Origin of the sequence: Streptomyces sp. SPB074 (genome assembly GCF_000154905.1) — a bacterium.
In the GTDB taxonomy this organism is placed as follows: Bacteria; Actinomycetota; Actinomycetes; order Streptomycetales; family Streptomycetaceae; genus Streptomyces.
In genome coordinates this window covers 4,073,149-4,083,740 of the sequence record NZ_GG770539.1, presented here as the reverse complement: position 1 = coordinate 4,083,740, position 10,592 = coordinate 4,073,149, and the positions used below count along the sequence as shown (strand labels likewise).

The 10,592-nt window shown below is 72.7% G+C and carries 10 protein-coding genes and 1 tRNA gene; 6 read left to right on the top strand and 5 right to left on the bottom strand.

The genetic code is table 11. The features are described from left to right. Positions 1 to 397: 397 nt before the first annotated feature. Positions 398 to 1,981: an MFS transporter gene (locus tag SSBG_RS16985; protein ID WP_008747324.1), complete on the bottom strand. Its 1,584-nt coding sequence runs from the start codon at positions 1,979 to 1,981 to the stop codon at positions 398 to 400. Positions 1,982 to 2,417: 436 nt separating this feature from the next. Further along, entirely contained in the window at positions 2,418 to 3,200 is a 783-nt protein-coding gene (locus SSBG_RS16980) for a TetR/AcrR family transcriptional regulator (RefSeq protein ID WP_078491490.1), read from the bottom strand. A gap of 367 nt (positions 3,201 to 3,567) precedes the next feature. On the opposite strand from SSBG_RS16980, the gene SSBG_RS16975 reads away from it, so the two are divergent. Further along, positions 3,568 to 5,034: a M6 family metalloprotease domain-containing protein gene (locus SSBG_RS16975; protein ID WP_106429354.1), complete on the top strand. Its 1,467-nt coding sequence runs from the start codon at positions 3,568 to 3,570 to the stop codon at positions 5,032 to 5,034. Positions 5,035 to 5,329: 295 nt separating this feature from the next. Continuing rightward, entirely contained in the window at positions 5,330 to 5,713 is a 384-nt protein-coding gene (locus tag SSBG_RS16970) for a ParB/RepB/Spo0J family partition protein (RefSeq protein ID WP_234010564.1), read from the top strand. 107 nt (positions 5,714 to 5,820) lie between these two features. Here the strand turns inward: SSBG_RS16970 and SSBG_RS33300 are convergent, their stop codons facing one another. Further along, positions 5,821 to 5,961 carry a hypothetical protein gene (locus tag SSBG_RS33300; protein WP_158677791.1) on the bottom strand — a complete coding sequence of 47 codons (141 nt, stop codon included), beginning with the start codon at positions 5,959 to 5,961 and terminating at the stop codon, positions 5,821 to 5,823. Positions 5,962 to 6,027: 66 nt separating this feature from the next. Here SSBG_RS33300 and SSBG_RS33720 point away from each other — a divergent pair, with 66 nt between their 5' ends. Continuing rightward, positions 6,028 to 6,204 (top strand): DUF5708 family protein, encoded by a 177-nt coding sequence (locus SSBG_RS33720; RefSeq protein WP_086023065.1) that lies wholly within the window; start codon positions 6,028 to 6,030, stop codon positions 6,202 to 6,204. A 148-nt stretch (positions 6,205 to 6,352) separates the two neighbouring features. On the opposite strand, the gene SSBG_RS16965 is transcribed toward SSBG_RS33720, so the two are convergent. Further along, positions 6,353 to 7,102, bottom strand: a complete 750-nt coding sequence (locus tag SSBG_RS16965; protein WP_008747319.1) for an IS5/IS1182 family transposase — start codon at positions 7,100 to 7,102, stop codon at positions 6,353 to 6,355. A gap of 356 nt (positions 7,103 to 7,458) precedes the next feature. On the opposite strand from SSBG_RS16965, the gene SSBG_RS16960 reads away from it, so the two are divergent. The 3 genes from SSBG_RS16960 to SSBG_RS16950 all read left to right on the top strand — a co-directional run bounded on the left by SSBG_RS16960 (position 7,459) and on the right by SSBG_RS16950 (position 8,585). Further along, positions 7,459 to 7,710 (top strand): LuxR C-terminal-related transcriptional regulator, encoded by a 252-nt coding sequence (locus SSBG_RS16960; protein WP_050776786.1) that lies wholly within the window; start codon positions 7,459 to 7,461, stop codon positions 7,708 to 7,710. Between the two features lie 161 nt (positions 7,711 to 7,871). Next, positions 7,872 to 7,944 (top strand) — tRNA-Arg (locus SSBG_RS16955). Between the two features lie 305 nt (positions 7,945 to 8,249). Then, positions 8,250 to 8,585: a hypothetical protein gene (locus SSBG_RS16950; protein ID WP_008747317.1), complete on the top strand. Its 336-nt coding sequence runs from the start codon at positions 8,250 to 8,252 to the stop codon at positions 8,583 to 8,585. Positions 8,586 to 8,828: 243 nt separating this feature from the next. Here the strand turns inward: SSBG_RS16950 and SSBG_RS16945 are convergent. Continuing rightward, the coding region (locus SSBG_RS16945) for a hypothetical protein (protein WP_078491333.1) at positions 8,829 to 10,592 on the bottom strand (1,764 nt) is incomplete at its 5' end.

Here is a 10,592-nt window from a genome sequence, read left to right as displayed (position 1 = left end):
GCCGGGCAGTTCGTCTTACGTGCTCGTCCCGCTCCAGCGCAGCGAGCGCGCCGCGCCAAAGCGGCGGGCGGGACCCGGCCACGGCGTGCGGTCCCACCGGACCGGGCGTTCCCGCCAGGCCAGCCAGTCCCGCCAGGCCGAGCAGCCCCCCGGACCGGACGGTCTCACCGGACCGGGCAGTCCCGCCAGACCGAGCAGTCCCCCGGGCCGGGCAGTCCCGCCAGGCCGGACAGTCCCCCGGACCGAGCGGTCCCAGCGGGCCAAGCCGCCCAACCGGACCGATCAGTAGTCCCCCGGGCCGGACAGTCCCCCAGACCAGGCGTTCCCGCAGAGCCGGGCGTTCCCCCAGACCGAGCAGCTCCCCGCCCCACGCGACCCCGCCCGACCCGGCGTCCGCTCAGTGAGCTGTCACCGGCACGTCCACGATCTCGTTGTCCGCCGACTCCGCGTTCCGCGGGCGGCCGTCCGTCGCGTCGCCGTCGCCGCTCGTCGCCGCCGGGCCGCTCTTGCGGTTGCCGGTGGTGACGAGGGTGAAGGCGAGGGTCGCGGCGACCAGGAGGATGCCGACCGCCCACCAGATGGCGTTGCTGTAGCCGTGCACGAGGGCCTGGGCCTGGAGGAGACGGGCGTCGCCGCCCTTGCCCGCGTGCGAGGTGAGGTACGCGGTCGTGGCCGAGGCCGCGATCGTGTTCAGGAGCGCCGTACCGATCGCGCCGCCGACCTGCTGCGAGGTGTTGACCATCGCGGAGGCGACACCGGCGTCACGCGGCTGGATGCCGTGCGTGGCGAGCGACATGGCCGGCATGAACGCCGTGCCCATGCCGAGGCCCAGCATCAGTTCGGCCGGGAGCACGAGGCTCGCGTAGCCGGAACCGACCTCCATCTGCGTCAGGAACAGCATCCCGACCGCCGCGAGGAGGAAACCGGGGCCCATGAGCAGCCGCGCCGGGACCCGGGTCATGAGGCGGGCGCCGATCTGCGTCGAGCCCGTGATCATGCCCGCCATCATCGGCAGGAAGGCGAAACCGGTCTTGACCGGCGAGTATCCCTTCACGACCTGGAGGTAGAAGGTCAGGAAGAGGAAGAGACCGAACATCGCGATGATCGCGAGGCCCAGCGAGAGGTAGATCCCGCCCCGGGTGCGGTCGGTGACGACGCGCAGCGGCAGCAGCGGGGCCTTGACGCGCCCCTCGACCAGGAGGAACGAGCCCAGGAGCACGACGGCGGCGACGAAGCTGCCGATCGTCACGGAGTCGCTCCAGCCGTTCGACTCGGCACGCGTGAAGCCGTAGACGAGCGAGACGAGACCGAGGGTCGAGAGCAGGACGCCGGGGATGTCGAGGGAGGCGCGGTTGCGCTGCCCCTTCGGCTCCACGACCACGAAGATGGCGCCGAGCGCGGCGACGATGGCGAACGGCACGTTGACGAAGAACGTCCAGCGCCAGTTCAGGTACTCGGTGAGGAAGCCGCCGAGGATGAGCCCGACGGCACCGCCGCCACCGGCGATGGCGCCGTAGATGCCGAAGGCCTTCGCGCGCTCCTTCGCCTGCGTGAAGGTGACCGCGAGCAGCGAGAGCGCCGCCGGGGCGAGCAGGGCGCCGAAGACGCCCTGGAGGGCGCGGGAGCCGAGCAGCATGGCCTGGCCGTTCGCCGCCCCGCCGAGCGCGGAGGCGGCGGCGAAGCCGATGAGGCCGGTGATGAAAGTGCGCTTGCGGCCCCACATGTCGGCTATGCGACCGCCGAAGAGGAGGAGACCGCCGAAGGCGAGCGCGTAGGCCGTGATGACCCACTGGCGGTTGCCGTCGGAGATGCCGAGGTCCCGCTGGGCGCTCGGCAGCGCGATGTTCACGATCGTCCCGTCGAGCACGACCATCAGCTGGGCGAGCGCGATGAAGACGAGAGCCTTCCAGCGGCGCGGGTCGGGCGCCGAGGGGTCGGCGTGCGACGCGGCCGTGGGGCCGGTACGGAGGGTTTCTGACATGGGGAGATCCACCTCGGGACGCGGGCGGCGCGCCGTTGGCTCGGCGCGGCGCCGTGGAGGGTGAGGGAAGGACGGAAAGGACGGGGGCCGGTGGGCGACATCGTCGTACGCCGCACCGAGCGGCTGGTTGCGACCGGGTAAAAAAGACAAGAAGTCGGTGGATACCGGCCCGGAGCGGGCCGCCGTCCCGACCGGTCGGGTGTGCGGGTGTGCGGGGTGCTGGGGGTGGGTCGCGGGCGGTACGGGCCGCGTGGCACGCGGTCGTACCGGACCCGGGGCCGCGGCGGGACGTACGGGCTCCGGCACGCGGGTGGCGCGCGGTCGTACGGACCCGCGGGGCCGGGTGTGCGCCGTGCGGCCCGTACGCGCGGTACGCGGTACGGGGCGCGGCCGGTCGCGCCCGCCCCCGGGTGAGGGGCCGTCAGGGGTTGAGCCGTCAGGAGGTGCGGAGAGCCTCCAGGGTGGCGGCGCTGCCCGGCAGGGGCGTGCGGGCCGGGGCCCGCAGTCCCTCCAGAAAGAGCTGGAGATGGCGGTGGACATAGCGGTCGTTGAGGGCCGCGGTGCAGCCCGGGAGTGGCCGGGCGAGCTGGGAGATGACGAGCATCAGGTCGCCCGCGCCGACATCGGGCCGCAGCTCGCCGCTCTCGCGGGCCCGGCCCATCAGCGCCGCCACGCCCGCCTCCAGGCGGGTGCGGGCGGCCCGCAGGTCGGGGTGTTCGCGCTCGGCCTCGTCGGCGTTCGCGCTGAGCATCCCGCACATGGCCCCCGCGTGGTCCTCGACGGCGCCGTGCGCGAAGACGCACAGCGCGTCGAAGGCCCCGGAGAGTCCGAGCGCCTCCTCGGCCCGTTCGGCGGTCCGGTCCATGACGGACCTGACCGTCTCGCGGACGAGGGCGGAGCGGTCGTGGAAGTGCCGGTAGACCGTGGCGTTGCCGACCCCGGCGCGGCGCGCGATCTCGTCGATCGAGACCTCGGCGCCGTGCTCGACGGCCATCTCGCGCGCGGCGTCGATGATCCGCTCGCGATTGCGCACCGCGTCGGCGCGCGGCCGCCCGGCCTTCTTCCCGGGCTCCCCCGCGCAGCCGCTGTCGCACGAGGCCCCCGCGCTTCCGGTACGGGGGCGGGCCGCGCCACCGGCCGTGGCACCGCCGGCGGCCACACCGTCGGCCAGGCCACCGGTCGCGCCGTCGGCCGTGCCGCCGGTCGTGCTGTCCGTCATGGCGAGCACCGCCACCTCCCTTCCGGCCCCTGCCGGGACCTCGCGCGCGGGCCGCTGCCCGCTCGTACGCCGGTCACCGGCACGCGTGGCCTGCGCCCCTGCGTGCCGTGCGGGGCGGCCGCCGCGGCGGCGCCCCGAGTCCTGCGTGCCCGAAACGGGGATTCACTCCCCTCCTCGTGGCGACACCTTCCTAAACGGGGACGCCCTCCCCGGAAATTTCCCTCCCGGCGTGTGACCCGAGTCACACAGAAACCACCGATCGGCCGCACCCGGCGCGCGCCCCGCCCGCCCCGCGCCGAGGCTGGCCGCAAAGGGGGCAGCCTCGCAGGTCAGGACGGCGGCTGCCGCGAACGGAGGGCCGGTACGCATGGAGCAGCCGACCAACGGGGCGCCTCCCCCCTCGGGCCCGATACCCGGCCGGGGCGGCCGGAAGCCCGCACCGGGCGAGCGGAACCCCGCCCCGGACGCGGCCGGTCCCCGCGCCGGCCGGGGCGCGACGGCGCCCGCGGGTCCGCCCCGTTCGTCCGCCCCGTACCCGGCTCCGCCGGCCACCTCCCGCCTGCGGCGCGCCGCGCGGCTGCGGCGCGGTGTCGCGCTCGCCTCGCTCGCCCCGCTCGCCGTCGCCGTCACGCTCAGCACGACGGGTTCGGGCTCCCCCGACGCCGCCGGGCACTCGGCGGCGGGCCCCGTCGCCACCGGGGGCGGGGACGGCGTGGACGCCTGCCGGATATCCGGGCCGCTCGGCACGCAGATGTCCGAGGGGCTGCCGACCGCCGCCGGGTACGCGCGCTCCACCGGCCGCGTGCGCGCGCTCAACCTGCTCGTGGACTTCTCCGACGCGCGCGGCGAGGGCACGGTGGACGAGCGGCTCAAGGAGTTCTTCCCGCAGACGACGCGCTGGTTCGAGCGCGGTTCCTACGGGCGCGTCGACTACCGGCCCGAGACCCCGGTGAAGCGCTGGCTGCGGATGCCGAAGCCCTTCGCCGCGTACGGGATAGAGCGCGGCGCGCCCTTCGAGCCGGGCTACCGCAAGCTCGTGCGCGACCTCGTGAAGGTCTCCGACCCGCTGGTGGACTTCGCCGCGTACGACCTCGTGAACGTGCTCGTCACGCCGAACGCCGGGCCCTCGGCGCTCGACACGGTCCTGTCGGTGACCTTCGCGGGCAACCGCGAGGCGCCGGTCGCCGACGGCGTCCCGCTCGCCAACACGAGCTTCCTCTACAGCCGCCAGGACGACGGCTCGGGCTCCTACGGGCACACGGGCTACCGGGTGCTCCCGCACGAGAACGGCCACGTCTTCGGCCTGCCCGACCTCTACACGCAGGACGGCGGGGGCGCGGTGGGGCACTGGGACATCATGAGCGAGGACTGGGGGGCCGGCAACGACCTGCTCGGCTGGCACAAGTGGAAGCTGGGCTGGCTGGACGACGAGCAGGTGGGCTGCGTGGCCTCGCCGGGCACCCACGACTTCACCGTGGCACCGCTCGCGGCACCCGGCCACGACAGGAAGCTCCTCTTCGTCCCCCTCTCGCACACGTCGGGCATCGCCGCCGAGGTCCGCACCCGGGGCGGCAACGACGAGGAGGTGTGCAAACCGGGCGTGCTCGTCTACCGCGTCGACGCGGACGTGGACACGGGAGCGGGCCCGATCACGGTCGCCGACGCGCAGAAGGAGAGCGGCGGCTGCACCCGCAGCCCCAACGTCCACGCCGAACTCTCCGACGCCCCCTTCGGCGTCGGCGAGACCTACCGCGACGACGGCTCGCGCACGCGGATCGAGGTGCTGGGGAGGACGGACGACGGAAGGTGGCGGGTGCGGGTGGGCAGGGACTGAGGCGGGAGGGGCCCACGCCCCGGGAGCGCCGCCGGGCCCGCCCAGCGAAGCCCCGACTCCGTTTCCCCGAAGCCCACTTGGCCCTACCCTGTCTCGTCCTTTCGTAGGGTGTGGCGCGCGGCGGGCGATGGAAGGATGGCTGGACGAGGGACGAAGGACCACCGGCGGGGGGGCAATGGGGAGCCCGCTCGAAGAGAGTTCCACCGCAGGCATCCAGGACGCACGGGCGCAGTCGCGGGGGACGGGGCACCACCCCGAGTCCCCCGTGGAATCGGTCCTCGTACGTTCGCTCCGGATGACCGGCTCGCCACGGCTCACCCACCCCGGCGAGGAGCACGTACGGCTGCTCGCCGGGGCCGGGACCGAGCTGCCGCCCATCGTCGTGCACCGCCCGACGACGCGGGTCATCGACGGTACGCACCGGGTGCACGCGGCGCGGCCGCGCGGCGAGGAGAAGTTCCGCGCCCGGTTCTTCGACGGGAGCGCCGAGGACGCGTTCGTCCTCGCGGTCCGTTCGAACATCGCGCACGGGCTGCCGCTCCGGAGCGCCGAACGCACCGCGGCCGCCCGGCGCATCATCGGCACGCATCCGGAGTGGCCGGACCGGGTCATCGCGGAGGCGGTCGGGCTCACCGCCGCGAGACGGACCCTGGTGGAGAGCCCGGCGCAGTCCGGCTGACACCACCGGCCACCACCGCCCCCCGGGGCGGCCGCGCGAGGCGGTGACCCAGAGGCCGCCCCGCCGGGGACGGGCCGCGGGCGGGCCGAGGTCCCGCCGCTGCGGGGTCAGGCTCCGGACGTCCGCCGGGAGGCAGCGAGTTCGGGGCGCCGGGGCAGCGCGGCATCGTCGCGGACCAGATGGAGCCGGGCCTGCTCGGCGCTGCACACCACGTCCCCGCTCTCCTTCTCCACGACGATCGAGAGCACCAGTTCCAGGAAAGCGCGCCACCGGCGGGCCGTACGGCCGCACGGACCGGAAGAGAAGAGTGCACCATGAATTCAGGACCGAAAGCTGTCGTCGCGGGCGGAATCACCTTCGTCATCGGCGTGGTGCTATGGCAGTTCACCGGCGATATCGAAACGCCGGTCGTCACCCTGACCAAACTGGGCGTCGTCCTGATGGCGCTGGAGGCCGTCTACGGGCTGTACAAGTCCTCGGCCGGCAAGTAGCCGCGCGCCCCCCGCATTCGACTTCCCTTGCCGTCTTGACGGCTGGGGCGAGTCACTTCGGCTTTTCCCTCAGCCCGCCGGGATGAACTTGCCGGAGAGCGAGCGGGAGTGCGCGACGGAACGCGCGTCAGGCAGTCACTGAGCGTTTTCAGCGTTGCCTCTCCAGGGTGAGGACGGCTCTTGCGATGACGGTCATGCGGTTGGGGCTGATGCGGGATCCGCGGAAGATCTGCCAGGTCTTCAGTCGCGCCATACCGCGTGCGACAGGTGCACGGGCGGCGGAGAGGGCCTGGTTCCGGGTCCGGTCTGTGGGGGCGAGTTCGCCTCCTGGCGGGCGACGCTTGGCGGTGGTGACCCAGTCGCCGGCACCGATGTAGGCCATGTCGGCCAGGATCGGGACGCCCTGGCGTTCGCAGATCCGGAAGATCTTGTGAGTGCGGGCGGCGGTCAGGTCGTGGGCTCGGCCCGGGAGGGCCGGCGAAATCCACAGGATCTCGCCGGCTGGGTCGGTGACGACCTGCACGTTCACCCCGTGCCGCTTGTCTTTCGTCGAGTAGTCGGCCTTGCCGTCGCCGACGCGGTCGCACTCCGCGAGGGTGCCGTCCAGGAGGACGAAGCCCGGGTCGTGCGCGCGCAGCGTCTTCAGCAGACCGGGCGCTTGGCCGGAGAGCAGGCCGGTGACGGAGGTGACGTAGGCGTGGGCGGTACCGACGGATATCCCGAAGCCTGCCGCGATGCGGGCGAGAGTGTCGTGGCGGCGTAGGTACACGAGCGCGATCAGCGCACGACGGTGCGGCGGGAGTTTGCACCGTCGGTCGCCCTCACGGGTGACGATGAGCATGGTGACCCACTCGACCAGGGCGTGGGGCAGGTCGAGTGCGGCAGGATACGGAACCAACAGGGCTCCTGTGCTGATGAGTTGAGACTTCGAACACCTCCCTCAACGGCACGGGAGCCCTGCCCGTTGCGCACCCAGTCCCCGAACCCACCTCATCACCCGATCAGTGGCCACGCTGAAAAAAGCTCACTCACACTTTTCTGAACGGTAATTCCGGCGCTTCGGGTTCAGCACGGGGACGAAAAGAGCAGGGGGCCGATCTATCAGTTTGCGCCCGCCAGAGGCGGGCGACTTCGATGCGAGCGTGCGGTGGCCGGCCCCCGACACCCAGGGCTCTGCCCTCACCGGCGACGCACGGAAGAAGGCGAGCCCCGGGGAACTCCAGGCGACGGCGTACTGGCCCCGCAGGCCGCGTCATGGCCCACTTCGCCCGGACGGGCAACACCCTCCAGTCCAGCCCCGAGGGCCTCGACCGGCTCACCGACCGCGAACGCGACGTCCTGGACTGCCTGGGCGAGGGCCTCTCCAACCAGGAGATCGCCCACCGCCTCTACATCACCGAGGCCACCGTGAAATCCCACGTCTCGCACATCCTCGCCAAGCTCGGCGTCCGCTCCCGGGTCCAGGCCGCCATCCTCGTCCAGGACCACGGCAGACCCAACCGCTGACCACCCTCCCGGCCGGGCCCGCCCCCCTCCCCGCCACGCCACCCGCTACACTGACCGCGGTGAGCGGGCCCCGACGGCCACTGCTCACCACTCTGCCTCGAATGCGCCACGACCCGGCCCGGCGCAAGCGGTCGCCGGAAGCACATTCGCCGACAGACCCCGCCTTCGTAGCTCAGGGGATAGAGCACCGCTCTCCTAAAGCGGGTGTCGCAGGTTCGAATCCTGCCGGGGGCACAGTGAAACGCCTGGTCAGAGGCCCTTCCATCCAATGGGCGGGAGGGCCTTCGTGCGCGCGGCAGCCGTAGGGCACACACGGGTGGCGGGGGGGCAGAGGTGGGGAGCCGCGCGACCTGCCCGCGGAGGACGAGTTGGGCGGGCGCCGGCATGACAAGCCTCTCGGCCGCTCGGGGAGCCTGACGCGGGCTTCACCGGAGCCTCGCTGCCGGGGCCACCACGGGCAGTTGGTCCTCAGCGGCGGGACCGCACAGCACGGCGGAAACCTGTTGAGCCCGGCCCTCCGGCGGCATTAGCTTGGCCGGATGGCCCATGCCAAGACCTCGTACGTTTGCCTGCCCTGCCGGGCCTCGTACAAGCAGCCCCACCCCGGGTACCACGACCACGACCGGGTCTGTCCGCGCTGCGCCGAACCGCTGATCCACGTCGGCTCCGCCTTCGCGGCGCCCAAGAGGCGGGACGCCGCCGCCTGGCGGACCCTCTCCGTGCTGCTGCACGCCGGTGTGCGCTTCCACAAGAACTGCTGCGGCGGCCCCGGTTACCGCCCACGCACCCTCAGCGAGGTGCGCGAGCGGATGGCCCACGCCCGGGCCACCGGAGAACCGTTCGCTCAGGCACTGGTCCGCCGCGACCTGCCCTAGGCGGTGTCCGGCAAAGGGATTCGGGCGGGTTCCAGGAGCCGGAGGATGCCCGCGCACAACGCCCCCCGTTCCCGTACCGCATGTTCGTGCTCGGCACCTGCGATTCCATCGTCGGTCGAAGACCCGCCCGGCGGGACTCCTCAAGCAGCTGTCGCGGGTTCGAATCCTGCCGGGGCCACAGGAGGTGAAGGGACGGGAGGAGGCTCCCCCTGAGCCGGCCCTTTGTCGTGCGTGTTGTGGGGGTCAGTCGGTCTGGTCCGGTTCCGGGGGTCTCAGTTCCTCGGGGCAGGGGGTGCCGCGGGGGATCTGGTAGGGGCCGGCGATGTGGTAGGTGCCGGGGTGGGGGGCGAGGAGTTCGGTCCACTTGTCGCCGGACTTGTCCTCGGGGGTCTCGTAGAGGCAGCCGTGGAGGTTGCGGAAGGACTTGGGGGTCGAGTCGTCCTCGCGGTTCTTGGACTCCTCGGTCTCCTTCGGGGCGTGGTAGCTCTTGCCGTTCTTGTCGACCACGCTCAGCCACGGCGAGTACGGGATGCGGATGAGGACGCGGCCGGGGGTCGTGACCTTGATGACCAGCTCGGACTGGCCCGTGCTGGTGACCGTCGCGGGGGGCTCGGCGAGTTGCACGGGGTGCTCGACCTCGTAGACCTGCCAGTTGGCGTCGGACCAGAGCAGGTCCAGGTAGGGCTGGCCGGAGGTGATGAGGACGCGCTCGCGGGTGGCGCCGTCGCCGTCGGGCTTGTCGTTGCTCGTGGGCAGGACGACGAAGCGGACCGCCCAGCGCTTGAGCCACTCGTGGTAGTTGGCCGAGTTGAGCGTCGAGTCGTAGAAGAGCGGGTTGCGCTCCATGTCGGCCTGGCGGGTCCAGCCGCGGGCCAGGTTGAAGTACGGGGCGAGCGCGGACGCCTCGCGGTGGCCGCCGGTCGGGACGACCTCGACGCGGCCCTTCTCGGCGTCGTGGTGCTGGAGCTGGTGGACCAGCGGGGCGAGTTCGCGGCCCCAGGAGGCGGCGGGCGTCGTGTGGACGATGTCGTCGGCCGTCTTGAAGCCGATCCAGAAGGTGAACCCGCAGATCCCGACGACCGCCGTCCACCAGCGCCAGCCGCGCGCCCGCAGGTGCGGCAGCGCGGCGACGAGGACGACGCCCGCGAAGAGCATCGCGAGGCGGGTGATGTTGCTGCCGATCTGCGAGCTGATGATCCAGACGCCGAGCACCACGACGAAGTAGACCGCCGCCGTGATCCGGACCGTGCGCCAGTCCCTGGGCACCAGGGCGAAGCAGAAGAGCGCGAAGACCAGGGGCAGCGCCGTGGAGCCGAAGGACATCGGCTGGGTGCCGGAGAAGGGGAAGAGGAGCGTCGAGGCGCCGACCACCAGGATCGGTGTGATGCCCAGTACGTACGCGCCTTTGCGGCGTTTGCACAAGAACATCGCGACCGCCACGAGGCCCACGTACAGGCCCGCGACCGGGGAGCCCGCCGTCGCGAGCGCCGCGCACAGGGCGGCCGTCACCGCGCGCGTCCCGCGCGCCCCGCGCCACGCCTCGGGCCAGGTGAAGACGGCGGCCACGGCGGCGATCCCGAACATGAGGCCCAGGCCGAAGGTGACGCGCCCCGAACCGGTGTTGCACAGCAGCGCGTAGACGCCAGCGAGGCCCACCAGGTGCGGGTTGCGGACGGCGCTGATCCGGGTGGCGCAGTAGGCGATGAGCCCGGCGGAGACCGTGCTCGCGAGCATCAGCGTCGTGCGCACGCCGAGCACGTGCATGAGGTACGGCGACACGATGCTGTACGAGACGGGATGCATCCCGCCGTACCAGGCGAGGTTGTACGCCGAGTCGGGGTGGCGGCCCACGAACTCCGCCCAGGCGTCCTGCGCGGCGAGGTCCCCGCCGCTGTTCGCGAACGTGAAGAACCAGACGAGCTGGAGGACGGCGGAGACGGTCGTGGCGACGGTGACGGGGTGGAGGGCGAAGCGGCGCCAGCGGGTGCGGCGGGAGAGGGGCGGCGG